Here is a 24341-nt window from a genome sequence, read left to right as displayed (position 1 = left end):
GGAATTTAGAAAATTATGGAATTAGACGAAATAAAATATTTATACTTACTTTTTATACTGCCAGCAGTGGTGGTACTATTCCTATACAATTTATATTGGAAAAGAAAAAAGAAAAAGGAATTTGGTGATCTGGAATTAGTAAAAAAATTGAGTCCAGAATCTTCTGTTTTTAAGCCTGTTTTTAAACTTGTTGTCATTGTTTTAGCTTTGACGGGATTGATTTTTGGGTTGGTAAATCCAAAAATTGGAACTAAAATGGAAACAGTAAAACGAGAAGGAATTGATATCGTTTTTGCGATGGATGTATCCAAAAGTATGTTGGCCGAAGATGTTGCTCCAAGTCGATTAGAAAAAAGTAAGCAGATTGTTTCCCAAATTATCAATGAATTAGGAAGTGATAGAATAGGGATTTTGGCCTATGCAGGTAGTGCTTTTCCGGTATTGCCCATTACTTCAGATTACAGTGTGGCAAAAATGTTTCTGCAAAGCATGAATACCGAAATGGTATCATCGCAAGGAACGTCGTTAGATGAAGCCATAAAGCTATCTTCCACTTATTTTGACGATAAGAGTAAAACTTCGAAGTTGCTTATTTTGATTTCTGATGGAGAAGATCATTCTGACGGTGCTCAAGCTGCCGCAGAAGAAGCGAATAAGCAGGGAATGAGAATTATTACGATAGGGTTAGGAACCGAAAAAGGAGGAACGATTCCTTTAAAGAAAAATGGTGTTGTAGAAAGTTATCAAAGAGACAACAATGATGAAGTTGTTGTTACAAAATTAAACCGTGCTAGTTTAGAGACGATTGCTAAAGCGACCAAAGGTGGCTATATCGATGGGAATAATACTAAAGAAGTCGTGGCGTACATTAAGAATACATTAGATAAAATTCAAAAAACCGAATTTGAATCTACGCAAATGGCCGACTTTCAATCACAGTTTCAATGGTTCCTAGGATTCGCTTTTGTGTTGTTGTTTTTGGATCTATTTTTGCTGGAAAAGAAAACAAACTGGGTGAAGAAGTTGAATTTATTTAACGAAGAAAAATAAATGTCTATTCTTTAAGAGGTTTAGCTTCTAAGGAATAGCATAATTTAAGAAAAATGAAGAATTTTAAAAAATACATATTTACGACTTTCGCGCTTCTTTTTTTAGGGCTGGGGGGAGTATTGGCACAAGAGAAAAATAAAAGTTTGCCTAAAGCAAATGAGGAATATGCAGACAATAAATTTGTTGATGCAGAAGCTGATTATAGGATTTCAAGTTCAAAATTTCCAAATGGAACTGCTGCTCCTTATAATTTGGGAAATGCGATCTACAAACAAAATCAAGCTTCTGAGGCTAAGTTTGCTTACGCCAAAGCAATTAAAAGCACTAAATCAAGATCTGAGAAGCACAAGGGCTTTCATAACTTAGGGAATGTGTTTATGAAGGAAAAAAATTACACAGAGGCCGTTGAAGCATATAAAAATGCGTTACGCAATGACCCTACTGATGAGGAAACAAGGTACAATTATGCATTGGCAAAAAAGATGCTAAAAGAAAATCCGCCTAAAGACGACAAAGACAAAAAAGACAAGGATAAAAAGGACAAAGACAAAAAAGATCAGGACAAGAAAGATCAGGACAAGAAAGACAAAGACAAAGATAAGAAGGACGATAAGGGCGATGACAAGGATAAGGATAAAAAAGATGGGAAGAACAAGGATGATAAACCCAAAGATCAAGAGAAACCGAAACCACAACCTGGTGGAATTTCGAAACAACGATTAGAAAATCTTTTGGATGCTGTAAACAATGAAGAAAAGAAAATTCAAGATAAAGTAAACGCCACTAAAGTAAAAGGAAAACCAACAAAAACAGAAAAAGATTGGTAATTGAGATTTTTTGCGGGAAGAATAAAACAAAGTGCTAAAACAGAGAACAAAATAAATCCGAAAGGAAAGATAAGTGTTGAATAAAAGATGAAAAGATATTTAATTTTAATACTGTTAAGTTTTCAAGGACTTTTGGCTCAGGTACAATTTGAGACTAAAGTGAGTAAAACCACGCTCGGACTAAACGAAAGGTTGCGAGTTGATTTTGCGATGAACATCGATGGGGATAATTTTACTGAGCCTTCTTTTGACGGATTTAGAGTTATTGCAGGACCAAGTCAACAAGTGAGTCAGTCTTGGATAAATGGACGTAGTACTTTTGAAAAAGTGTACTCTTACTACCTTCTACCCAACCAAAAAGGGAATCTAACAATCAAGCAGGCGACTATTGAATACAATGGGCAGGTTTATAAAACTAGTCCGGTAAAAATAAATGTAACCGCCGCGGTTGAACAACCTAGAGATCCTAATGATACCAGTATTTCTGCAGACAATAATTTGTATTTAATTGCTGATATTTCTAAGACAAATCCTTATGTAAATGAACCTATAACGGTTGTTTACAAATTGTATTTCAGTAATAATATTGGGATAAGCAATTTTAAAGAACTCAATAAGCCAAAATACAATGATTTTTGGAGTCAAAACATTGAGATTAAACAATTAGTTGCCGAAGAAGGAATGTTCAAAGGGGAACGTTATCGTTATATCGTACTTAAAAAAGCAGTTTTATACCCACAAAAATCAGGTAATTTAACTATTGAGCCACTGTCATTGGATATCGATGTGCAATTGCCCACAAACCGTAGGGACGTTTTTGGTCGTGTTGTTATAGCTGATGATAGTAAAAGAGTATCTGCAGGTGCGAAAACGATCAATGTAAAACCACTTCCTGAAGCAGGAAAACCAGATGATTTTTCAGGTGCTGTAGGAAATTTTGGTTTCAAAGTGACGCCTACAAAAACGAGTTTGAAAAACGGGGAAAGCCTTGACTTGGTAGTGAGTGTTACCGGAAAAGGGAATATGAAGTTATTCAATTTACCAAAGCCGGTTGTTCCTAATGCTTTAGAAATGTATGATGCGGTTCACGGTGAAGATGTGAATACGTCGTTAGCAGGAATGTCAGGGAAAATTTCAGACAGTTATACAATAATACCACAATACAAAGGTAATTATCCTGTAAAACCAATGCAATTCTCTTATTTTGACCCTGGATCAGGTAAATACAAAACGATAAGCTCTCCTGAGATAATGATTACTATTTTAGATGGTCCCACTGCTTCTGATGCAGTAGCTTCCAATTCAGGAAATGGTAAAAATAAAATTTCTGCTACAGAGCAGTTCAAATTTATCAAATTGAAAACAAATTTTGTGGCGATTAATAAAGATGATTTCTTTGGTTCCAAATTGTTCTATGGTTTATTGTTTTTTCCTTTTTTGTTGCTGCCAATAATAGTGTTGCTGAAGAAGAAAAAAGAAGCGATTGATGGAGATGTAATAGGGAATAGGATAAGAAGAAATAATAAACTGGCAAAGAAATATTTATCGCAAGCCAAAAAGCAGATTAATAATAAAGAGCCGTTTTATGTTGCCCTTGAGAAAGCAATGCATAACTTTTTGAAAGCTAAATTGCATATTGAAACTTCAGAGATGAGTAAAGATAATATCAAAGAACTTTTGTTGACCAGGAATGCAAATCCTGTGGCAGTAGATGACTTTATTGCGCTAACTGAGAATTGTGAAGTTGCGAGATACGCTCCTTCATCTAGTGCGACCATCCAAAAAGATTATGATAAAGCAGTGTCGATAATTTCTGATTTGGAAAAACAAATCTAAAATTGACAATAAATAATTTATAATTGACCATCCGAAAAATGAAGAATATTTTTTATATATTATTACTGACAACTCAAGTTTTCTTTGCTCAAAATGGCTTTGAAACGGGAAATGATTTGTATAAAGCAGGAAAGTACGACGAAGCGATTGATGCTTATGGAACTGTGTTGAAATCAAACAAGCAATCTGCAGAATTGTATTTTAACCTTGGGAATTGCTATTATAAGTTAAATAAAGTGGCACCAGCTATTTATAGCTACGAAAAGGCCTTAGTGTTGAGTCCAAATGACCGTGAGGCCGCAAATAACCTTAAGTTTGCCCAAAAACGTACCATTGATGAAGTAAAAGTAGTTCCTAAAGTTGGGTTTGCCAAGTTGCTTCGTGATTTCACCGCAATTTACCATTACAATACTTGGGCATGGATTGCCGTAGGATTAGCAGTTTCATTTTTACTGGCTTTTTTAGGGTATTACTTTTCAGAAACCACAGTAGTCAAAAGGATTTCGTTTTTTGTCATGTTTGCACTTATTATTTCCATATTTATTGTAATTGCAGCTGCCGTCTTTGAAAAAAGCCATTACGATAATGAAAAACCAGCTATTGTTTTTGTAGAAATTGCAGAGGTAAGAAGCGAGCCGCAAAAAGGAAGTGCCGTTATTTTTGTGCTTCATGAAGGGACAAAAGTCTATGTTGAAGAAGAAGTAGACAGTTGGAAAAAAGTCCAATTAACGGACGGTACAGAAGGTTGGATCGAAAACAGTGCTATCAAGGAAGTGAAGTAGTTTTTCTTCACTACTCAAACACTGTGAAATCAAACATTATTCTGTTTTCTTGGTTTCTCTAAAATCAGTATACCACTTTTCTAAGGAAGGATAAATATATTTTGAAACTTCTTGAATGGGGTTGTAAAACATGGATTTATTAAGTGTCTCTTCTTTTGCAATCATATTGTTTATATTGATTTTCTGAAAAAGATTAATTACAACGCTTAAAAGCAAAATGGTTTTTAGAACACTAAAAACACCTCCTGCCAGTTTATTGAATATTCCTAAGAAGGCAAAGTCCATAATTCCCGTTAGTACTTTTGCTAATATATGAACGGCCAAAGCTACTCCGATAAACGTGAGCCCAAAAGCGATTATTTCGATATATTTTGGAGACCAGGAAACGTGATTGGCAAGCATTGCTCTTATCATGTAAGAGAATTTTATAGCCATATAGATTCCTAGAATAAGTGAAATCAAGGAAGCCAGTTCAATAAAAAGCCCATTTTTCATGCCTTTGAATAAAGCATATAGAAGTAATGCACCCAAAACAATATCTAAAAAACTCATAGTTTAAGAATAAAGAGATTAGAACAAAGATAGAAGAATAAAGAAAATAGAGGGAAGAACAGAGAGAAAAGAAAGCAAAAGAGAAAAGTCATTAAAAGAATAAAGAAAAATAGAGAATAGAAAATACCGAAGTCAAAAACGTAGTTCCTATCTTTGCCAAAATCAATTTTTTCAAACGCAAAGAATGAGGACTTTTGTCTTTATTCTTTATTTTATTTTCTAAAAAAATGTCAAGAGACAACCAACTTAAAGAACGCTGGGAACAGCTTGTAGATATACTTTCCAATCAATTTTCACAAGGAGAAGACCTAGATTTAGATGCCATCATATACCTGATTGGGGTTCAAGAACTCGGGAAAGTACACCGTGAATATAAGAAAGACGAAAAATTAAACCTGATGCATATTGCGATTTGCCGTTTATTAGAACCTTACGGATTCTATGAATTTGAATTCTTCGATGAAGAAGGCTGGCCGCATTATCGCGTTAAAGAGGAGTTGCCAACGCTTAAAGCAGGGGAACAATCCGTTTTAATGAAAGAAGCTATTGTGAATTATTTTATCGAAAGAGAGTTGATTGAATAATCATTTTTCGGTAAACACTCATGAATTAATAGGCTACTGGCTAAACTTTGAAATTTAAACTTTAAACCTGAAACAAATTTTTGTAAATTTGCACTCTCAATTATTGGATGAAAATGATAGATAAGATAAAAGAATATATTGGGGAAGCGCAAGCATTCTCAACACAAGATAAAGCAGAATTAGAGACATTTAGAATTAAATTTCTTGGAAGCAAAGGACTGTTGAAAGAGCTTTTTGCTGAGTTCAAGAATGTTCCTAATGACCAAAAAAAGGAATTTGGACAAGTAATCAATTTACTTAAAACTTCCGCAGAAGAAAAAGTAAAAAGCATTCAGGAAGCATTCGAAAGTAAAGAGGAAACTAAAGGTTTTTATGGTGATTTAACGCGTTCGGCTGAACCGATAACTATTGGTTCCCGTCACCCTATTTCATTGGTAAAAAACCAGATTATTGATATTTTTTCTAATATTGGTTTCAATGTTTCTGAAGGACCTGAAATTGAAGATGACTGGCATAATTTTACTGCATTAAACCTTCCAGAATACCATCCGGCACGTGACATGCAAGATACTTTTTTCATTCAGACTGATCCAGATATTTTGTTGCGTACGCATACGTCGTCTGTACAGGTACGTTACATGGAAGAAAACAAACCGCCTATTAGAACGATTTCTCCAGGAAGAGTTTTTCGTAACGAGGCAGTTTCATCTCGCTCTCACTGTATTTTTCACCAAGTAGAAGGTTTGTACATCGATAAAGATGTTTCTTTTGCCGACTTGAAACAAACTTTATTGCATTTCACTAAAGAGATGTTTGGGAAATCAAAAATACGCTTGCGTCCGTCTTATTTTCCGTTTACGGAACCTAGCGCCGAAATTGATATTTATTGGGGTCTAAAAACCGAAACGGATTATAGAATTACCAAAGGAACTGGTTGGTTAGAAATTGGTGGTTGTGGTATGGTAGATCCTAATGTTCTTAAAAATTGCGGTATTGATCCAGAAGAGTACACTGGTTTCGCTTTTGGAATGGGAATTGAAAGAATCGCTATGTTGAACTATCAAATAGGTGATATTCGCATGTTTTATGAAAATGACGTACGTTTCTTAGAGCAATTTAAAGCCACTATTTAAAAATTAAAAGAAAAATTTGGAGCTATTTCCAGCTATTCGTTACAATCTTTTCTTGTTTTAAAGAAAAACAAGAAAATGATTTTCACTTCTATCTGGGCTAGGAATAGTGAATTATACAATATAAGTGCTTCGAGATATCGACGTAAAAAATAAGCAATGAAAAAAGACATTATAATCCCTGAAGTAGAGAACGTTTTCGTGGCCGCAGTCCAAGAATGGAGTGACGACTTTATGGAAAAGGTTTGGTATGCTTATTTAGTAAATGACAGTGACTTTCTTATCGAAAGTGTTATGGTCGTTTCTAAAGCATTTGGAACTATCGATGGCGAAATGAAAAAAACATCATTGTTGCGTCATGCTTTTGTGGAAGTCCCTCCGGTTTCGGTGGTGAAAATTGAAATGCTAGAAAAAAGTGTTTTAGTACTAAATAATGAGTTCATGGTAACTTTTTTCATTGGGAATAAATTGTACGACAAGAAATTTATATTTAAAGCCAATTCTATTAATGAAAAGGATGTGGAAGAAGTTCCTCTTTTATTTGTAGATGGTGTTATTGTGAGGTAAGTATTTCTCAAACGTCAATAAAAAAAGCAGCTATGCCCTTGTTTAAAGGAGATAGCTGCTTTTTAGTTTTGAAAAATTAATACCTATAAAAGCTGTACTAGTAAAAATAGCAGCTCAATTTTTTATAATTTACTAACCTTTGTTAAGGTATCTGTTGCTAAATAGCTTCCGTCTTTGTTAAGATACCAAGCCCTAACTTTAGGGATTTTGATTCCAGAAAATTCCTCTTCATCACTTAGTAGAATATATTCTCCGTCCTTTTTAGTTTCGTCGTGGTAAAATTGATATACTTTTAAAGCATAAGTTTTAGGATCAAAATAGAAGAACCAAGCATCTTTACCAACTCCTTCTTCATATTTTACTTTTAAAACAAGATACTCTTTCCCTAAGAATTCCTTTTTCTCTACTGCGGAATCAATGATAGTTCCTGGATCTTTTAGCTTCATAGGTAAGCCGTATAAGTAAGTATAGTAATTTTGCATGAATTTAGTTCGTGCTTCGGTAAGATTGTAAGTTTTTATTTCCTCTTCGGTAAAATTATTTTTACCATCCAGACTCAATAAGAATGTACCATTAGTTACGCTATATTCAACAGTTTTGTCATTCTTTACCATAGCAAGTTTAAAATACTGATTTGGAAAATCGATACTTATTTCACTTAAACGTTCGGTACCGTTTGGCATTGTCATACCGATGGTTAGTTTTCCTTTAAAATGATCCCAGTTACCTTGTGGGTCGTGATAATGTATTGCTCGTTCTAATAGTTGCTCGCCGCTAATTTCTTGAGCAGAAGTCTTGAAAAAGACTAGCAGGCATAGTAGAAGTATAGTTCGGTTAACAAAAGATATACCTGTTTTAGGAAGAATGAGTGTCATATGCGTGATTGTTTAAATGGCTTGATTAAAATAATCTAAATACGATTCTAATCTAGTTGATCTGTCAATTTCTTGAAAACAGCTCTGGCATCTTTGCCTTCATATAAAATTTGATAAACAGCATCGATAATTGGTGTTTTAGCGCCATAACCTTGATTGAGTTTATAAGCGCTTTTAGTAGCGTAATATCCTTCAGAAACCATACTCATTTCCATCATGGCACTTTTTACGGTGTATCCTTTTCCGATCATGTTTCCAAACATCCTGTTTCTAGAAAAAACAGAATATCCCGTTACCAATAAATCCCCCAAGTAAGCCGAGTCATTAATGTTACGCTTCATTTTATGGACCTTCTTGATGAATTTTTTCATCTCTCGTATTCCGTTACTCATTAATACCGATTGGAAATTATCTCCATAACCCAAACCATGTGCTATCCCTGCTGCTATAGCATAAATGTTTTTAAGCATCGCAGCATATTCAGTTCCTATGATGTCATCAGTAATCTTCGTTTTAATGTAATTTCCGGAAAGATTTTTGGCTACTACTTTTGCTTTTTCGGCATCACCACAAGCAATAGTTAAATAGGACAAACGCTCTAAGGCGACCTCCTCAGCATGGCATGGACCTGTAATTACACCAATATTATGGTAAGGGATTTCGTATTTAAAATGGAAATGTTCACCTACAATCATACTCGTTTCAGGAACGATTCCTTTGATCGCAGAGAAAATTACTTTGTCTTCCAGAGAAACAGTTAGTTTTTCCAGTTCACCATTTAAAAAAGCGGATGGTATAGCAAAAATAATATAGTCAGCATAGGCAACTGCTTCATTAATATCGCTTGTTAGTTTTAATTTTTTTGTATCAAATTCAACAGAACTTAAATAATTCGGATTGTGTTTGTGTTTTTTTATATGTTCAATTGCCTCTTCATTTCGCATATACCACGAAACCTCAGAAAGATTGACACATAACATTTTTGTTATCGCTGTTGCCCAGCTTCCACCACCAATAACTGCAAATTTTATCTTACCGCTCATCTGTTTATTAAATTTAACCAAAAGTACTTAAAAATGGATTAATTTAACCAAAAATAAGTATTGATACTGAAGTTTTATTAAGTAAAAAAAGCAAAAAATTATAAATAAATAATTTTTTATAATTCCATACAATATACCTATTTTTTTAACGTTGTAACTTACTATATATTAAGTTATTTAAAAATATATGAAATTGGAATTAGTTAGTTTTGGTGTTAAAAAAAAGGCGTCCTAGAATTTAATTCAAGAACGCCTTTTTATTTTAAGCTGGATTTTCACCTTTTTTAACTAGTAGCTCATTTCAACAATTTCTTTTACTTTGTCTAATGTGATATTTTGTCTTTCTCCTAAGCCTTTCCATCCTCTTTCCTCAAAACGTTTCACGATGAAATCTGCTGTGTCATCGTATTCTTTTGTGTAGTCAGAAAGTTTAGTATCCATTCCCATTATATGGAAAAACTCAACCGTTTTGTTAATCGCTTCATTGGCAATTTCGTCTTCGGTACCTTCTAAGTTGAAGATGCGTTTCCCATATTGTGCCAGTTTTGCTTTCTTAGTCTCAAACATCACTTTGTATAAACTCGGAGCGATGATAGCTAATGTTCTCGCATGGTCAATTTCATACTTAGCAGTCAGTTCATGACCTATCATGTGGGTTGCCCAATCATTAGGAACCCCTTTTTGGATTAAACCGTTCAAAGCCATAGTACAACTCCACATAAAGTTAGATGCCAAGGCATAATCTTTAGGGTTTTCCACCACTTTTGGACCAACTTCAAGTAAGGTTTGTAAAATTCCTTCAGCAATACGGTCTTGTAAATATCCTTCGTGAGGATATGTCAAGTATTGCTCCATCACGTGTGTGTATGCATCAACGACTCCGTTTTGTAACTGTCTTTTTGGTAAAGATTCGATTACTGTTGGGTCGCAAATAGAGAATTGCGGAAACAAAGCAGAACCTCCAAAAGCAAGTTTTTCTTTAGTTGACTCGATAGTCACCACAGCACCAGAGTTCATTTCGCTTCCTGTTGCAGGCAAAGTTAAGACAGTTCCAAATGGCACTGCATTTTCTTTAATTAAAATGCGCTTTTGCAAAATCTCGATTGGGTCTCCATCATAATTAACGGCGCCAGAAATAAATTTCACACCATCAATTACAGATCCACCTCCAACGGCAAGTATGAAATCTATTTTTTCTTCTTTAACAACGGCAACAGCTTTCATTAAAGTCTCGAAACGGGGATTAGATTCAATTCCGCTAAATTCCACAATTTCATGACCCTTAAGATTGTTGATCACTTGTTCGTATATTCCATTTTTAAAGATACTTCCTCCACCGTAAGCCAATAATATCTTAGCTCCTTTAGGTACGAGGGTTGCTAATTTTTCTATTTGTCCTTTTCCGAATACAAGATTCGTGGGATTATATAATTCGAAGTTTAACATGATTATTATTTTTTATTTAATTGGTGTAATAACTTTTCGGCAACTAATTTAGATGAAGCCGGATTTTGTCCGGTAATCAACAAACCGTCTTCAACTGCATAAGGATGCCAGTCTTCTATTGATGAATAGGTAGCTCCGTTTGCTTGTAAAGCGTCTTCTAATAAAAATGGAACAACATCTGTTAATCCTACTGCTGCTTCTTCGGCGTTAGAAAAACCAGTCAGTTTCTTTCCTTTTACTAAGAATTCTCCGTTCACTTTTACATTTTTAAGTGCTGCAGGTGAATGACAAACAAATGCTACCGGTTTTTTATTAGAATAAAAAGCAGCAATTAAATCAATTGAATTTTTATCAGTTGCTAAATCCCATAATGGCCCGTGACCTCCTGGATAAAATACAGCATCATAATCAGACTCTTTTACGTCAGTTAATTTATGCGTTTTGCTTAATTTTGCTTTAAGTTCTGTGTCTTTGTCAAATCTTTTAGTGTCTTCTGTTGCTGCAGATGGATCATCACTTTTAGGGTCAATTGGAGGCTGACCTCCTAGTGGCGTTGCAATATCAATTACAACTCCTTTATCTGCTAACTCATAATAGGGTGCTGCAAATTCTTCAACCCAAAATCCTGTTTTTTCTCCTGTGTTCCCTAATTCTGAGTGACTAGTTAGAACGAATAATACTTTTTTCATCTTAGTTTTTTTTGTTTTTTGTGCAGTTGCTGTAAAACAACCTACTGTTAATACTATTAATGCAAATAATGCGACTTTTTTCATTTTGTTATTATGTTTGTACAAATTTACGGCGAATATGTTATTAGTAAAAATAATTTAAATTATGTTTGTGATAAATATATTTATATCATGGTTAATTTAGAATGGTACAGAACGTTTAAATCCGTTTATAAAAACGGTAATTTTTCGTTAGCTGCCAAAGAATTATTTATCAGTCAACCGGCGGTCAGTCAGCAAATGTCTATGCTGGAGGCGCACGTAGGCTATAAACTATTCAATAGAAAATCCAAAGGCGTCGAGCCAACAGAATATGCTAAGTTACTGAATAACTTGATAATAGAAGCATTAGATCGGTTGGAAAATGTGGAAAATGGTTTTCGCACCAAAGCTTTTAATGCCAACCGATTAATCACAATAGGGATATCTGAACATTTATTCAGTAGTTTGGGGAGTTCGCTAATTTCAAAATTCGACTTTATTGATTTTAGTTTTCATGAAAATCAAACGCTCTTCGAATTGGTTAATGCCAAGAAGCTGGATTTTGCAATTGTAACTGCCAAATACGACACTTTTGACACCATTCAGAAAAAAGTGGGTGACATCAAACAAATTATAGTGGGTTCAACTGCCATTGATGCCACTGGATTAAAAACTAAAATTAAAGGGAATGATTTTGCTGCGACGGAGAATTGGCTGAATGGACAAATTTGGTATAGCCATGATTCTGGAATTCCGCATGTGAAATTATTCTGGATGTATGTCTTTAATAAAAAAAGGCCCTCCGTAATCCCTAATTTCATTATTCCTTCTGAATACGAGATGTTAGGGGTGCTCTCAAAAAATAATGGGGTTGCGGTTGTGTGGAATTGTAATGCCAAGTCTTTCTTGCAGAACAAAAAACTACAGTTACTATGGGATAGTAAACAAATGGCCAAAACCGAGGTGTTTTTACTGTCAGGTAAAAATGATAATTTTAATACTGCTTTTCAAGAAATTGAAGCAGAATTGAAAAAGATTTTAGAGTGATTATTTTTTGTAAAAATTATTGTGATCTATGTATTCCCATACTTTAACTGGTAAAAGAGGCTGAATATTTTTTCCTTCTTTAATGTTTTTTCGAATAAAAGTAGAAGAAATTTCGACTATGGGGGCGTCAATCAAATGCACTTTTGGGTGATTTTTCAACTCTAGATTTTCAGGTTCAGATGAAATTCGTGGGTAGACGTAAATTGCATGATTTTGTAAAATAACTTCGTAATTTTTCCACTTGTACAAAGATTTTAAATTGTCTTCTCCCATAATCAACGAAAATTCATGGTTTGGGTATTTCTCTTCTAGGTGAACTAGAGTATTTACCGTATAATTAGGCTGAGATAATTTGAATTCAATATCGGAAGGTTTCAATTTAGGAAAATCCTCGGTGGCGAGGTGCACCATTTGCAAACGGTGGTAGTCGTCAAGTAGGGTGCTTTTTTTCTTTAAAGGGTTGTGTGGGGTGACAACTAACCAAACTTGGTCTAAATCGGCATTTTCAGCCATATGATTGGCAATGATCAGGTGCCCAATATGGATTGGGTTAAAGGTTCCGAAATACAATCCTATTTTCATAAATATTTTGTTTCACAGAGATTCACAAAGGTTTCAGGAAGACTCACAAAGTAATTTATAAATTTTTCGTGTTTCTCTCTATTTTTTCTTTGTGAATCGTTGTGTAATAGTTATTCTTTTACAAAATCCTTCACCAACTGATACGCTTCTTCAAGAGCAATATCCAAATCATAGTTTTTGATAATTACATCAAATTGTGGTGCTGTGGCTAACTCAACCGAAGCTTTAGCGATTCGCATATTGATTTTATCTTCACTCTCAGTGGAGCGTTTCTTTAAACGAATTTTTAACTCATCAATACTTGGTGGTTTCACAAAAACAGCCAATGTTTCTTCAGGGAATTTAGATTTGATTCGCAATCCTCCAGCAACATCAATATCAAAAATTACATTTTTTCCTTTGGCCCAGATCCGGTCTACTTCACTTTTTAAGGTTCCGTAGAAATTGTCTCTGTATACTTCTTCCCATTCCAGAAAGTCGTCATTCTTAATGTGTTGTTTGAATTCTTTAGTAGACATGAAGTAGTAATCTTTTCCACTTACTTCCTCGCCTCTGGCATCACGAGAAGCTGCCGAAATTGAGAATTCTAAATTCAGATCTTCTTGGCTTAATAAATGTCTGACGATTGTCGTTTTTCCGGATCCTGAGGGTGCCGAAAACACGATTAATTTTCCTCCTTTGCTCATTGTACTATTTTTATGCTTTTCTACAAAGTTTTGAAAAACCATGCAGATATAATTTAATTAAACCTTGTGAAAAGAGACTTGATAAATGGAGTCTCTGCAGGTGAATGTTACAAAACGTTCAAAACTTGTTCCTTGATTTTTTCTAATTCGTCTTTCATCTGAACGACTAATTTCTGCATTTGTGCATGATTGGATTTAGATCCCATAGTATTAATTTCACGACCCATTTCTTGAGTAATAAAACCTAGTTTTCGACCGTTAGCTTCTGTTCCGTTTAAGGTTTCTAAGAAATAATCCAGGTGATTTGTTAAACGTACTTTTTCTTCGGTTATGTCCAGTTTCTCTAAATAATAGATTAATTCCTGTTCAAAACGATTTTCATCTACATTTACTTTTAACTCATCAATAGCAGTTTGTAGACGGTCTTTTATGGCTTGTACGCGTTCCGGATCTAATGCTAAAGCTTCAGTCATGTACTGACGAATGTTTCCGATGCGCAATTGAAATTCTTTTTCTAATGAAAGCCCTTCGTCTCTTCTAAAAGTTTTAATGTTATTTAAACTTTCTTCGATTACTACCTTAATTTGAGCCCAGTCATTCTCGTCAATTTCATCACGCTCAATTTTTAAAGCATCTGGCATTCTCACGGCCATTTTCATCAATTCTGTTTCGTCAGCATCTGCATAAACGGCTTTCAATTGATTGATGTACGCTTTTACGATGGGCACATTCACTTTGGTAGTCGTTTGTTCAGCGGTACTTTCGATAAAAATAGAAAAATCTACTTTTCCTCTTTCAAGTGCGGAAGCAATTTGAGTACGTAGACCCAATTCCATTTCACGGTAAAGAGAAGGTATCCTCACGTTTAGATCTAAACCTTTACTATTTAAAGATTTTACTTCTACTGTTATTTTTTTGGTTGGTAACTGAATAGTTGCTTTACCAAAACCTGTCATTGATTGTATCATATATTTTTCTAAAAGAGTTCAAAGGTAGTAAAAAAGTGGTCAGTGGTTAGTTTTTTAGTTGGCAGTCTCGGTCTCGGTCTCCGTTTTTACGTTTCAATTCTCACATTTGAGGTTCGATTCCAATTTTTGGATTTTACTTTTCAAGTTCGATCTGCTCCTCCTTCAAAGGGAGTTTGGGGGAGGATGTTACCATATAAACACCCGTGAATATCAATAGTGCAGCCAGTATTTTCACTAGATTTAGTTCGTCCTTACCTAATCCTATGGCGAAAACAGTGGCGAAGAAAGGTTGTAAATAAATAAAAACAGCAACGGTTGTTGGTTTTAATTCTTTCATAGTGAGGAGATTTAACAAATAGGTAACAAAAGTCGAAATGGCCACCACAAAACCTATTTTCCAATAGATAATCGCCGGGACAGTTACCCAGTTGACGACTTCAAATTGGCTCCAGCCAAAAGGTAAGACCATCAAAAAACCAAACAGATAAATCCATTTTACAAAGGTGAACGCATTGTATTTATCCATTAATTTCTTGACGATTATTAAATAAAAACCATAAGATATAGCATTTACCAAAACTAGGATGTTACCGAGACTTGCATTTGTGGCACTACCAATGGATCTGCCGTATAATATGAGAGATCCCGTTCCTATCAATCCTAAAATAATTCCCATCACCATGCGTTTTCGCATGCGTTCTTTCATGATAACTGCCGAAAGAACTAGCACAATCATTGGGGTTGTTACCATAATTACGGATGCCGAGATGGGAGAAGTAAGGCTTAGTCCCTTAAAAAAAGTAAGCATGTTAAAAGCAACACCAAAGAATGCAGCGGCAATAATACGCGGAAAATCGTTGAAGGCTATTTTTTCCTTTGGCATAAAAAGCCAAGACAACCAAAACAAAAGCATAGCCCCACTTACTCGTAATAAAATAAAACCATAAGCATCGATGTACTTTGGCATTACGTCCTTTGCTATAGTGAAAGTGACCCCATAGATAACTGAAACAATGGTAGCGCCAAACAGTGCAACATTCCTTTTAGACATTAGCTAACGCTTTCATCACCTGAAGCATGTTTTGTTGGGTTCCACCTATGTAAACGGCGTTGTTAATGACAAAAACGGGTCGGCTCAAAAAAGTATAATGTTCTAAGATGTATTTTTTATAGTCGTCCTCTGTCAAGGATTTGTCCTTTAAATTCATAGACTTATACAACTGTGCTTTTTTGCTAAACAACGCTTCATAACTTCCTGAAAGTTGGTACATTTCGTCTAGTTCGTCTACTGTCAATGGATCTTGTTTGATGTCGCGAAACACAAGGTCATTTCCTTTTGGTAAAGATTTTATAATTTTTCTACAAGTATCGCAGGAAGCGATGTAATATATTTTGTTCATAATAAGATGCATTTTCTTTGTGCAAAGAAAATTAATTTGAGACGGAAAATGATTATTTTTATCAAAAAATTAGAAAAATGCAACAAACACTAGACGTTACTAGAACAAGTAGAAACATACTATCTCAAATGCTGGCGGGATATACATTAGAACAACTGAATAAAATTCCCGAAGGATACAACAATAACTTGATTTGGAATATTGCCCATGTTATTGTCGTTCAACAAATGTTAGTTTACAAATTATCGGGATTGCCCATGATGATTTCAGACGAAATGGTCGAAAAATATAAAAAAGGAACCAAGCCAGAACATATTGCAACTCAAGCCGAGGTCGAAGAAATCCAAGCCTTACTTCTAGAAAGCATCAATCAAACGGAAACCGATTTGGAAAATAAAATCTTTATTAATTATCAGGAATACCCAACATCTGCAGGGATTGTGCTAAAAAGTGCTTTAGATGCGTTGGCTTTCAACGACTTTCACGAAGGGTTGCATATTGGGATTGCAATGAGTATTCGTAAGTTTATTTAGAAGCTAATCTCGCTTTTCGTTACAACCTCTCACTCTCCACCCTTTTTTTCTAAGCTATAAAAGGAGCTTCCTCTGGTCGCTCTTTTCTACCAGAAAAAAATAGGGTGGAGTACAAGAGGATTTCCACTTCAATCGGGGCTAGGTGTTTTGTGGGAGTTTCATGTTTTGGATATTTGGAAAATAAACGTAATAAAAATATTGGTTCTATTTACTACTAAAATTACAAATGGAAGTTCGCGGTACGTATCTTAGTCAGTATATTTTATTTCTTTATACTTTTTAAAATAGATATAAGTTCCAGATGCTAAGACAATTATACTTGCGACCCAAATGTAGTAACCTTGCCTAATTGATAAAATTTTTCCAGAAGTCCCGCTTTCTGCTGCAAGTATAGAATCCCAAGAATAGAATGAAATCGCAAGAAACCCTGCTATAAAAGCGAATTTTACAGCTATAGCTTTATCCATAATTAAACAAAATATTGTGATAAGACATAAAGGATTTGCCAGCCAAATTACCCATTCTAGGAGACCACCACCTAAAATAGCAATACTGCCCATCAAAAAGCACGATAATGACGTCATAATTTGTACACCTTGATATTTGTATGAAAACGCATCGGAAGTCAACGATGTAACAAATATTGAGAGACTCAATACAATAAGCAATATCTTGAACAAACTTTTTCTCATAGATTTTTGTTTTAATTTCTAAGCGCTCGCAACCTTTCAAGTTTATGTTTTTTCATTCCTCCAATAATTTTAAAACCTAGTGTTAAGACTTAACCTACTTCAAATTTAGATAGTCATTGAGTTCGTTATAAGACAGCAATAATTCCTTTGTTCCATCAGCATAAGAGGCGACTTCATAGGGATTGTAAAACAACAGTAATCCTTTATCGGTATAAAATATGTTTTGAGGCAAATGAAAAGTATCGTCTTCAAATAGTAACCCCGTTTGGTTTATCGACCCTTTTTCGGGGATTTTGTATTTGTTTCTGAATTTTTTTTCGGCGAAAGCCTTAAAGGATTTTCTATCCTTAAATAATTGATGTTGCAAGATTGTTTTTCCTGTATTAGAGTCAAACAGCAAAGAACGAAGTCCTTGATAACCGTGAGCACCGCCAGTGTAGGTGTAGTGTTTGATTTCTATGTTAATGATATTTTCAGACACGTATTTAACTTCACCATTAATCTTTGCTTCCCAGCCAAAAGAATCTTTTGGAAAATCCTTCTGCAGTTTCTCGTACGAATCGATGAACGAACTGACCAGTCCTTTGTAATCAGTCGATGTATAGGGCTTTTCTCCAAAGTAGACGATCTCTTTTAAAACAGAGAATACTTTTTTATTGATGCTGTCAGCGACTATTGGGACGTCTTTTGCAATAGGAACTTGTATAATTATATGAGGACAATCACTCTTGCAAGCCAAAGTAGTTTTTTTTTCAAAAGTTTGATTTTCGAAAACCAGTTCTTTTTCGCAACGGGCAAAAAGAAAGAATACGGACGCGAAAAGAATATAGTTTTTCATTTCAAAAATTGTTAATTAAATACAAAGGTAGCAACTTGTACCTTCCTAAGAATAAATTAATGGGTAAGTTTGTAAAACCATTAAAGCTGAAAATTTAAAGACATGAAATTCAATACTAAAACAATACACGGCGGGCAACATCATGATCCAAGTACAGGGGCAGTGATGCCGCCAATATACCAAACGACTACGTTTGTACAAACAAGTCCGGGTCATCCTATTGGGGATTATGAGTACAGTAGAACTGCAAATCCTACGAGGTCAGCTCTGGAAAATGCTTTGGCGAGTATTGAAAATGGTGCACGAGGATTGGCTTTTTCATCAGGATTAGCGGCAACAGACTGTTTGATGCGTGGATTGAAAGCAGGTGATGAAGTGATTGCTATGGATGATTTGTACGGAGGAACTTATAGATTGTTTACAAAAATATATAAAGATTCAGGTATAATATTCCATTTTGTAGATATGAATGACACAGAAAAATTTAAGTCATTGATTAATGAAAACACCAAATTAGTTTGGGTAGAAACACCAACGAATCCTATGATGAAATTGGTAGATATTGAAAAGATTGCTAAAATCACAAAAGCGAATAAAGTGCTTTTTGCCGTCGATAATACTTTTGCCACGCCCTATTTGCAGAATCCATTGGATTTAGGAGCAGATATTGTGATGCATTCAGCGACAAAATACCTTGCGGGACATTCTGATGTTATGGCAGGTGCTTTGATTATGAAAAATGAAGAATTAGGTAAACAAATGCATTTTCAACAATTTGCTACGGGGGCGACATTAGGGCCGATGGATAGCTTTTTAGTGCTGAGAGGAATAAAGACGTTGCATTTAAGAATGCAAAGACATTGCGAAAACGGAGAAAAAGTAGCGGAATTTTTGGACAGTCATCCCAAAGTTAAAATGGTATATTATCCAGGATTGCTAAGTAATCCATTTCATGAAATTGCTAAAAAGCAAATGCGTGGTTTTGGAGGCATGGTTTCTTTCAATTTCGTATCTGGTAAAAAAGAAGATGCAATTGATTTTCTTGAAAAAATAAAACTGTTCACCTTGGCAGAGTCTTTGGGTGGAGTAGAGTCATTAGCAAATTACTCTGTAATGATGGCGCACGCATCGATTCCAGAAGATAAAAGAAAGGAAATTGGGATTACTGATGATTTAGTTCGATTAAGTGTAGGTATAGAAGATGTCGAGGATTTAATCGAGGATTTAAAACAAGCACTAGCGTAATTAGTGTAGCTTCGTTCTTCTTAGTTCGGGGGGAGTGCAAAGAGTAAAAGCCCAATTCTAAATTTCAGAATTGGGCTTTTATTTATAAGTGTTTTATGGCTATTGTAAGTAGTAGATGTAACCAACGTTCAACCAAACTAGCCAGTCGTTAGCTTTATTCTCTTTGTAAATATCAGGGTTTGGATTTAGACCATCGACCCAATTGCTGAAAAAATATTGAAATCTCAAATCAATCATTAAATCGCGCAAAGGAGATAATTTATAACGTGTTCCTACACTCGATACTACAGACCAAACCGTGCCGCCTTCGGTTGAAAATCCATAAGGGTGATTGTCTGTTGGGGTTAAGTATTTTGGAAATGTTGTAAGCGGTGTCCCCAAAGGACCTAAGGTCGAGTAGGCTTTGGCGTTATAATAACTAAACTGTCCGCCTAAACTAATAAATGGTCCTAAACTTCCATTTGTAGCAGTAAATCTTCTAATACTCAAAGGGAAATACTCTAGTTGTATTCCTATATTAGTGATGGCTGTACTTCCTTTCATGGCGCGTAATTGGTCTGCTCCAAGTCTTGTGCGCTCAGGAGCTACCCATTCTCCCAGATGTTCTAAGTCGGTTTTGTTATAGGATAATTCAGTTCTTAGTTTGAAGTGGTCGTTAAAATAAGTGTCAGGAGTATAACAGTTGCAATCTGCTTCATAAGAAAAATTGAGATAATGAATAATCCCAATTCCTAAACCAGTATTCCCAGCATTTGTACTAAAATCATACCTTTCTCCATAGTCTGATTGAAAAGCAACAGGACCAGCAATAACACCTATCTCATGTGAAAAGCCAAATTGAGCGTTTGAATTAAATGAAAAGCCAAAAAGGACAAATAAAAGAATAGTGAGGTGTTTGAGCATTTTTTTGTTAAAATTTCAAGTCCTGACAAATATATAAAAAACATCATTCATCCTTTAAAAATAAATTTAAAAATAAATAATTAAAAGGTAAATTGCTTAAGAAAAGCACAACGTTTTGCAGAAAATCACAACTTCAAATCGTGATTTTTTAAAGAATGCTTAGTAAAAATATAATTCGCCAATATATAGTAAAATATTATTAAGAAATATTCTAAGAACACCTATCTTTGTAGTCACTAACGAAAACGTTTTCTTAAACGTTAATAATCTAAGAATCATGTCACAAAGTATTACTACTTTTATTGAAGAGGTTACTAAAAAAAACCCGAACGAGCCAGAATTTTTGCAGGCAGTTTTAGAAGTTGCTGAAACAGTAATTCCTTTCATTGAAGAAAATAAAAAATACCAAAACAAAATGCTTTTGGAAAGAATGGTTGAGTCTGATCGAATCATTATGTTTCGTGTAGCTTGGATTGATGATAAAGGAGCTACTCAAGTAAACAGAGGATACCGTATACAAATGAATTCGGCTATCGGACCATATAAAGGAGGACTTCGTTTTCACCCTTCGGTAAATTTAAGCATCTTAAAGTTTTTGGCTTTCGAACAAACTTTTAAAAACAGCTTAACTACATTGCCAATGGGTGGTGGAAAAGGTGGTGCTGATTTTGATCCAAAAGGAAAATCAGATATTGAAGTAATGCGTTTTTGCCAAAGTTTCATGACTGAATTGTCTAAACATATTGGAGCAAATACGGATGTACCTGCTGGTGATATCGGTGTTGGAGGAAGAGAAGTTGGATTTATGTTTGGTCAATATAAAAGACTAAGAAATGAATTTACAGGAGTTTTAACTGGTAAAGGAATTTCTTTCGGTGGTTCATTAATCAGACCAGAAGCTACAGGATACGGAGCAGTTTATTTTGCACAAAGTATGTTGGAAACTAAAGGAAATAGTTTTTCAGGTAAAACAGTTGTTGTTTCAGGTTCAGGAAACGTTGCGCAATATGCTACTGAAAAAGCAACTCAATTAGGTGGTAAAGTAGTTACTATGTCAGATTCGGCAGGTTATATCTACGATGCTGATGGTATCGATAGTGATAAACTAGCACACGTAATGGAGATTAAAAATGAATTGAGAGGAAGAATAAGTGACTACGTTGCTAAATATCCAAACGCTAAATATTTCGCAGGGAAACGTCCATGGGAAGTAAAATGTGATATTGCACTACCATGTGCAACTCAAAATGAATTAAACGAAGACGAAGCTAAAGCTCTAGTAGCAAATGGATGTATTTGTGTGGCTGAAGGTGCTAACATGCCTACAACACCAGATGCTGTTTTAGTATTTCAAAATGCTAAATTATTGTTTGCTCCAGGAAAAGCATCTAATGCAGGTGGAGTTGCGACTTCAGGTTTAGAGATGTCTCAAAACTCTTTAAGATTAAGCTGGTCTTCTGAAGAAGTAGATGAAAAATTAAAAGGAATTATGCTTGCTATTCATGCTTCATGTGTACAATACGGTAAAGATGCATCAGGATATGTTGACTATGTAAAAGGAGCTAACATTGCTGGATTCGTAAAAGTGGCTGACGCTATGCTTGCTCAAGGAGTGGTATAAAACTTTTTTTAAATAATTTAAATGCCTTCTGCCGTCCCGATACTTCGGGATTGAGTAGAAGGCATTTTTTTGGTTAGAACAAAAACTGAATACTTTCGTTTGTACTATATTTGTGAATTATAAGTATCCCTATAATGAAAAAAATATTCTATAGCTTTCTGATTTTGCTACTCACACAAATGGGTTTTTCTCAAAACAATTTGTTGTGGCAAGGCTATTTTTCATACAATGAGATTAAGGATATTTCAGCCTCGTCTACCACAGTTTTTGCTGCCTCAGAAAATGCTTTGTTTTCTCAAAACACAATTGATAGCCAAATCAAAACAACTAATACAATTGACGGACTTTCGGGGCAAACGATAAGTTCTTTATATTACAGTACTATTTTTAATAAAACGGTGGTTGGTTATGAAAACGGACTGATAATCGTAATTAATGAATCTGATGGCAGTATGTTGAAAGTAGTTGATATTATCAATAAACAGCTTCCTGCAAACATGAAAAAAGTGAATCATTTCACTGAATTGGAGGGTATTGTCTATGTCTCTTGTGATTTTGGTGTTGTCCAATTTAATTTAAAGAGTATGCTTTTTGGAGATACTTATTTCATTGGCGATGTTGGTGCAGAAATAAGTGTTAGCCAAACTGCTATTCATAACGGGTTTATTTATGCTGCGACAGACAATGGTATTCGTCGTGCATCGATTTCAAGTAAAAACTTAAATGACTACAAGCAATGGGAAGTGGTTGCAGTTGGAAGTTGGTCAAGCATTGTTTCTTTTGGAGCGGAATTGATCGCAGTTAATAGTTTGGGAAATATACATACCTATAACGCAAGCATAAATTCGTTTATTGGGTTAACGACACTATCAGAGCCCGCAGTGGATACTAGGGCTAATAGTTCCTATTTAATAGTGACTACTACCGCCGCTGTTTACATATATAATACGCAATTGACTTTAATACGTCAGATAAATAACAATCAAATTCCCGATTATAGTCCTGTTTTCAGTTGTGCTACCAGTATTAATGATGTGATTTACATTGGAACAAAAGAAAATGGCTTGCTAACCACAACAATCTCTGCGGTTTCTGCTTTTGAAAACACAACGCCTATGGGGCCGTCTAGAAATAATATTTTTGCCTTTCAAGCTACCTCAAGTTCTTTGTGGGCAGTTTATGGAGACTACGATTCTGCTTATAATCCTTATGGATTAGATAATTATGGGATTAGTAAATTTAGTCAGGCTGGATGGTTAAATATTCCTTATAAATCGGTTTTAGGTGCAAAATCAATATGTAGAATAACGGTCAATCCTAATAAAGAGGAGGAAGTGTATGCTAGTTCATTCTTTTCAGGATTGCTAAAAATAGAAGAAGAGAAGCCAACGTTTTTATATAATGAAACCAATAGTGGCCTGGAATCAATAACATTTGCAGGTCCGAGTTATATTGATGTGCGAATAAATGGGGCTGCATTTGATAAAAATGGAGCTCTTTGGGTTACAAATAGCCGAGTAAAAAACGGATTAAAAGTGTTAAAAACCAGTGGGGAGTGGCAGAGTTATTCGACAGAAAATATATTAGATGCTAGTGAGGATAATAGTTTTGGTAGAATGGTCATTGATAAAAACGGTACTAAATGGATGGCAACAAATAGAGATGGTGTCGTTGGTTTTAACGAAAGTAATAACACATTCAAAAAAATCACAACAGGCACTGATTCAGGAAATCTACCAGCTTCAGATGTTAGAGCTTTAGCAATAGATAATAGAAACCAACTGTGGATAGGGACAATAAAAGGGCTGCGCGTATTGTTTAACGTTGGGAATTTCCAAACAGGAGATCAACTAACGACGAATTCTATAATTATATTAGATGATAATCTTGCACAAGAATTACTTTATGAGCAATTTATCACGGATATTGCAGTGGATGGAGCGAACAATAAATGGATAGGTACCGCTGATTCTGGTTTGTTTATGGTTTCAGCGAATGGTCAGGAGACGAAGTATCATTTTACGATAAGCAATTCTCCTTTGCCTAGTAATGTTATTAATGACATCGATATCAATAGTACAACTGGTGAAGTTTTTATAGCCACGGCTAAGGGAATGATTTCGTTTAAAGGTATTGCAACAACAGCAAGTGAAGATTTAACGAATGCTTATGTTTACCCCAATCCAGTGCGACCTAACTATGACGGAACGGTAAAAATTGCTGGATTGATTAATAAAGCAAATGTAAAAATCACGGATATTGCGGGTAATTTAGTATATGAAGCGATTTCTGAAGGAGGTACTTTAGAATGGGATACAACTGCTTTTGGGAAATACGAGGTGGCTTCTGGGGTGTATATGATTTTCATATCAGCGCAAGACGGAGTGGAAACCAAAGTGAAGAAAGTAATGATTATCAGATGAT

Annotated in this window: 25 protein-coding genes; 12 read left to right on the top strand and 13 right to left on the bottom strand. The window is 34.9% G+C overall.

Annotated features, from left to right (window positions below; all coding sequences use genetic code 11):
* Positions 1-15: 15 nt before the first annotated feature.
* The 4 genes from QO200_RS06030 (at position 16) to QO200_RS06015 (ending at position 4495) form a co-directional block, all read left to right on the top strand.
* Positions 16-1050 carry a VWA domain-containing protein gene (locus tag QO200_RS06030; RefSeq protein WP_371537666.1) on the top strand — a complete coding sequence of 345 codons (1035 nt, stop codon included), beginning with the start codon at positions 16-18 and terminating at the stop codon, positions 1048-1050.
* Between the two features lie 53 nt (positions 1051-1103).
* Complete coding sequence (locus QO200_RS06025) at positions 1104-1877, top strand: tetratricopeptide repeat protein (protein WP_371537663.1); 774 nt, start codon at positions 1104-1106, stop codon at positions 1875-1877.
* Positions 1878-1964: 87 nt separating this feature from the next.
* The gene (locus QO200_RS06020; protein WP_371537661.1) at positions 1965-3713 is read left to right on the top strand and encodes a BatD family protein; all 1749 of its coding nucleotides are present in this window, start codon (positions 1965-1967) and stop codon (positions 3711-3713) included.
* 38 nt (positions 3714-3751) lie between these two features.
* Positions 3752-4495: a tetratricopeptide repeat protein gene (locus tag QO200_RS06015; RefSeq protein ID WP_371537659.1), complete on the top strand. Its 744-nt coding sequence runs from the start codon at positions 3752-3754 to the stop codon at positions 4493-4495.
* Between the two features lie 36 nt (positions 4496-4531).
* Here QO200_RS06015 and QO200_RS06010 read toward each other — a convergent pair whose 3' ends face one another.
* The gene (locus QO200_RS06010) at positions 4532-5047 is read right to left on the bottom strand and encodes a CvpA family protein (protein WP_371537656.1); all 516 of its coding nucleotides are present in this window, start codon (positions 5045-5047) and stop codon (positions 4532-4534) included.
* Positions 5048-5274: 227 nt separating this feature from the next.
* Here QO200_RS06010 and QO200_RS06005 point away from each other — a divergent pair, with 227 nt between their 5' ends.
* From QO200_RS06005 to QO200_RS05995, 3 genes are all read left to right on the top strand, one after another.
* Positions 5275-5631: a hypothetical protein gene (locus tag QO200_RS06005; protein ID WP_371537653.1), complete on the top strand. Its 357-nt coding sequence runs from the start codon at positions 5275-5277 to the stop codon at positions 5629-5631.
* Positions 5632-5744: 113 nt separating this feature from the next.
* A complete protein-coding gene (pheS, locus tag QO200_RS06000; RefSeq protein WP_371537651.1) occupies positions 5745-6764 on the top strand; it encodes a phenylalanine--tRNA ligase subunit alpha in 1020 nt (339 codons plus the stop codon).
* Positions 6765-6920: 156 nt separating this feature from the next.
* The gene (locus QO200_RS05995) at positions 6921-7328 is read left to right on the top strand and encodes a hypothetical protein (RefSeq protein WP_371537648.1); all 408 of its coding nucleotides are present in this window, start codon (positions 6921-6923) and stop codon (positions 7326-7328) included.
* Between the two features lie 122 nt (positions 7329-7450).
* On the opposite strand, the gene QO200_RS05990 is transcribed toward QO200_RS05995, so the two are convergent.
* The 4 genes from QO200_RS05990 to QO200_RS05975 all read right to left on the bottom strand — a co-directional run bounded on the left by QO200_RS05990 (position 7451) and on the right by QO200_RS05975 (position 11465).
* On the bottom strand, positions 7451-8203 hold the full coding sequence (locus QO200_RS05990) for a DUF6503 family protein (protein WP_371537645.1): 753 nt from the start codon (positions 8201-8203) through the stop codon (positions 7451-7453).
* 47 nt (positions 8204-8250) lie between these two features.
* A complete protein-coding gene (locus tag QO200_RS05985; RefSeq protein WP_371537643.1) occupies positions 8251-9246 on the bottom strand; it encodes an NAD(P)H-dependent glycerol-3-phosphate dehydrogenase in 996 nt (331 codons plus the stop codon).
* A 288-nt stretch (positions 9247-9534) separates the two neighbouring features.
* Positions 9535-10692: an iron-containing alcohol dehydrogenase gene (locus tag QO200_RS05980; RefSeq protein WP_371537640.1), complete on the bottom strand. Its 1158-nt coding sequence runs from the start codon at positions 10690-10692 to the stop codon at positions 9535-9537.
* Between the two features lie 5 nt (positions 10693-10697).
* Entirely contained in the window at positions 10698-11465 is a 768-nt protein-coding gene (locus QO200_RS05975) for a type 1 glutamine amidotransferase domain-containing protein (RefSeq protein ID WP_371537637.1), read from the bottom strand.
* 9 nt (positions 11466-11474) lie between these two features.
* On the opposite strand from QO200_RS05975, the gene QO200_RS05970 reads away from it, so the two are divergent.
* Positions 11475-12449: a LysR family transcriptional regulator gene (locus QO200_RS05970; RefSeq protein WP_371537634.1), complete on the top strand. Its 975-nt coding sequence runs from the start codon at positions 11475-11477 to the stop codon at positions 12447-12449.
* Here QO200_RS05970 and nadD read toward each other — a convergent pair whose 3' ends face one another.
* The 5 genes from nadD to QO200_RS05945 form a co-directional block, all read right to left on the bottom strand.
* Positions 12450-13031 (bottom strand): nicotinate (nicotinamide) nucleotide adenylyltransferase, encoded by a 582-nt coding sequence (nadD, locus tag QO200_RS05965; RefSeq protein ID WP_371537631.1) that lies wholly within the window; start codon positions 13029-13031, stop codon positions 12450-12452.
* A 110-nt stretch (positions 13032-13141) separates the two neighbouring features.
* Positions 13142-13717, bottom strand: coding sequence for a guanylate kinase (gene gmk, locus QO200_RS05960; protein WP_371537810.1), 576 nt, complete (start codon positions 13715-13717; stop codon positions 13142-13144).
* Positions 13718-13824: 107 nt separating this feature from the next.
* Complete coding sequence (locus QO200_RS05955; protein WP_371537628.1) at positions 13825-14685, bottom strand: YicC/YloC family endoribonuclease; 861 nt, start codon at positions 14683-14685, stop codon at positions 13825-13827.
* Positions 14686-14818: 133 nt separating this feature from the next.
* Positions 14819-15736 (bottom strand): DMT family transporter, encoded by a 918-nt coding sequence (locus tag QO200_RS05950; RefSeq protein WP_371537626.1) that lies wholly within the window; start codon positions 15734-15736, stop codon positions 14819-14821.
* The gene (locus tag QO200_RS05945) at positions 15729-16085 is read right to left on the bottom strand and encodes an arsenate reductase family protein (RefSeq protein ID WP_371537623.1); all 357 of its coding nucleotides are present in this window, start codon (positions 16083-16085) and stop codon (positions 15729-15731) included. The genes QO200_RS05950 and QO200_RS05945 overlap by 8 nt, the downstream gene beginning before the upstream one ends.
* Before the next feature lie 77 nt (positions 16086-16162).
* On the opposite strand from QO200_RS05945, the gene QO200_RS05940 reads away from it, so the two are divergent.
* Positions 16163-16618, top strand: a complete 456-nt coding sequence (locus tag QO200_RS05940; protein WP_371537620.1) for a DinB family protein — start codon at positions 16163-16165, stop codon at positions 16616-16618.
* A gap of 248 nt (positions 16619-16866) precedes the next feature.
* Here the strand turns inward: QO200_RS05940 and QO200_RS05935 are convergent, their stop codons facing one another.
* Together QO200_RS05935 and QO200_RS05930 are read right to left on the bottom strand one after the other, a co-directional pair.
* Positions 16867-17310: a hypothetical protein gene (locus QO200_RS05935; RefSeq protein ID WP_371537617.1), complete on the bottom strand. Its 444-nt coding sequence runs from the start codon at positions 17308-17310 to the stop codon at positions 16867-16869.
* Positions 17311-17404: 94 nt separating this feature from the next.
* Positions 17405-18148 (bottom strand): DUF3298 domain-containing protein, encoded by a 744-nt coding sequence (locus QO200_RS05930; RefSeq protein ID WP_371537614.1) that lies wholly within the window; start codon positions 18146-18148, stop codon positions 17405-17407.
* 102 nt (positions 18149-18250) lie between these two features.
* Between QO200_RS05930 and QO200_RS05925 the strand changes: the two genes are divergently transcribed.
* Positions 18251-19393 (top strand): cystathionine gamma-synthase, encoded by a 1143-nt coding sequence (locus QO200_RS05925; protein WP_371537612.1) that lies wholly within the window; start codon positions 18251-18253, stop codon positions 19391-19393.
* A gap of 99 nt (positions 19394-19492) precedes the next feature.
* Here QO200_RS05925 and QO200_RS05920 read toward each other — a convergent pair whose 3' ends face one another.
* The gene (locus tag QO200_RS05920) at positions 19493-20296 is read right to left on the bottom strand and encodes a glutamate dehydrogenase (protein WP_371537611.1); all 804 of its coding nucleotides are present in this window, start codon (positions 20294-20296) and stop codon (positions 19493-19495) included.
* A gap of 277 nt (positions 20297-20573) precedes the next feature.
* Between QO200_RS05920 and gdhA the strand changes: the two genes are divergently transcribed.
* Together gdhA and QO200_RS05910 are read left to right on the top strand one after the other, a co-directional pair.
* A complete protein-coding gene (gene gdhA / locus QO200_RS05915) occupies positions 20574-21917 on the top strand; it encodes an NADP-specific glutamate dehydrogenase (protein WP_371537609.1) in 1344 nt (447 codons plus the stop codon).
* Between the two features lie 134 nt (positions 21918-22051).
* Positions 22052-24340: a T9SS type A sorting domain-containing protein gene (locus tag QO200_RS05910; protein WP_371537606.1), complete on the top strand. Its 2289-nt coding sequence runs from the start codon at positions 22052-22054 to the stop codon at positions 24338-24340.
* Position 24341 lies beyond the last annotated feature (1 nt).

The sequence above is a fragment of the Flavobacterium sp. Arc3 genome (assembly GCF_041431375.1).
Taxonomy (GTDB): Bacteria; Bacteroidota; Bacteroidia; order Flavobacteriales; family Flavobacteriaceae; genus Flavobacterium.
The sequence above is the reverse complement of the archived record's forward strand: the minus strand, read 5'-3'. Positions and strand labels throughout refer to the sequence as shown.

Bases quoted from the DNA above. Each gene is read 5' to 3' on its own strand.
- gdhA (WP_371537609.1), top strand. From the start codon at position 20,574: ATGTCACAAAGTATTACTACTTTTATTGAAGAGGTTACTAAAAAAAAC.
- QO200_RS05995 (WP_371537648.1), top strand. From the start codon at position 6,921: ATGAAAAAAGACATTATAATCCCTGAAGTAGAGAACGTTTTCGTGGCC.
- QO200_RS05930 (WP_371537614.1), bottom strand. From the start codon at position 18,148: ATGAAAAACTATATTCTTTTCGCGTCCGTATTCTTTCTTTTTGCCCGT.
- QO200_RS05980 (WP_371537640.1), bottom strand. From the start codon at position 10,692: ATGTTAAACTTCGAATTATATAATCCCACGAATCTTGTATTCGGAAAA.
- QO200_RS06010 (WP_371537656.1), bottom strand. From the start codon at position 5,047: ATGAGTTTTTTAGATATTGTTTTGGGTGCATTACTTCTATATGCTTTA.
- QO200_RS05935 (WP_371537617.1), bottom strand. From the start codon at position 17,310: ATGAGAAAAAGTTTGTTCAAGATATTGCTTATTGTATTGAGTCTCTCA.
- QO200_RS05985 (WP_371537643.1), bottom strand. From the start codon at position 9,246: ATGAGCGGTAAGATAAAATTTGCAGTTATTGGTGGTGGAAGCTGGGCA.
- QO200_RS05990 (WP_371537645.1), bottom strand. From the start codon at position 8,203: ATGACACTCATTCTTCCTAAAACAGGTATATCTTTTGTTAACCGAACT.
- QO200_RS06015 (WP_371537659.1), top strand. From the start codon at position 3,752: ATGAAGAATATTTTTTATATATTATTACTGACAACTCAAGTTTTCTTT.
- QO200_RS05945 (WP_371537623.1), bottom strand. From the start codon at position 16,085: ATGAACAAAATATATTACATCGCTTCCTGCGATACTTGTAGAAAAATT.
- QO200_RS05925 (WP_371537612.1), top strand. From the start codon at position 18,251: ATGAAATTCAATACTAAAACAATACACGGCGGGCAACATCATGATCCA.
- QO200_RS05975 (WP_371537637.1), bottom strand. From the start codon at position 11,465: ATGAAAAAAGTCGCATTATTTGCATTAATAGTATTAACAGTAGGTTGT.
- pheS (WP_371537651.1), top strand. From the start codon at position 5,745: ATGATAGATAAGATAAAAGAATATATTGGGGAAGCGCAAGCATTCTCA.
- QO200_RS06025 (WP_371537663.1), top strand. From the start codon at position 1,104: ATGAAGAATTTTAAAAAATACATATTTACGACTTTCGCGCTTCTTTTT.
- QO200_RS05910 (WP_371537606.1), top strand. From the start codon at position 22,052: ATGAAAAAAATATTCTATAGCTTTCTGATTTTGCTACTCACACAAATG.
- QO200_RS05950 (WP_371537626.1), bottom strand. From the start codon at position 15,736: ATGTCTAAAAGGAATGTTGCACTGTTTGGCGCTACCATTGTTTCAGTT.
- QO200_RS05955 (WP_371537628.1), bottom strand. From the start codon at position 14,685: ATGATACAATCAATGACAGGTTTTGGTAAAGCAACTATTCAGTTACCA.
- QO200_RS05920 (WP_371537611.1), bottom strand. From the start codon at position 20,296: ATGCTCAAACACCTCACTATTCTTTTATTTGTCCTTTTTGGCTTTTCA.
- nadD (WP_371537631.1), bottom strand. From the start codon at position 13,031: ATGAAAATAGGATTGTATTTCGGAACCTTTAACCCAATCCATATTGGG.
- QO200_RS05940 (WP_371537620.1), top strand. From the start codon at position 16,163: ATGCAACAAACACTAGACGTTACTAGAACAAGTAGAAACATACTATCT.
- QO200_RS06005 (WP_371537653.1), top strand. From the start codon at position 5,275: ATGTCAAGAGACAACCAACTTAAAGAACGCTGGGAACAGCTTGTAGAT.
- QO200_RS05970 (WP_371537634.1), top strand. From the start codon at position 11,475: ATGTTTGTACAAATTTACGGCGAATATGTTATTAGTAAAAATAATTTA.
- gmk (WP_371537810.1), bottom strand. From the start codon at position 13,717: ATGAGCAAAGGAGGAAAATTAATCGTGTTTTCGGCACCCTCAGGATCC.
- QO200_RS06020 (WP_371537661.1), top strand. From the start codon at position 1,965: ATGAAAAGATATTTAATTTTAATACTGTTAAGTTTTCAAGGACTTTTG.
- QO200_RS06030 (WP_371537666.1), top strand. From the start codon at position 16: ATGGAATTAGACGAAATAAAATATTTATACTTACTTTTTATACTGCCA.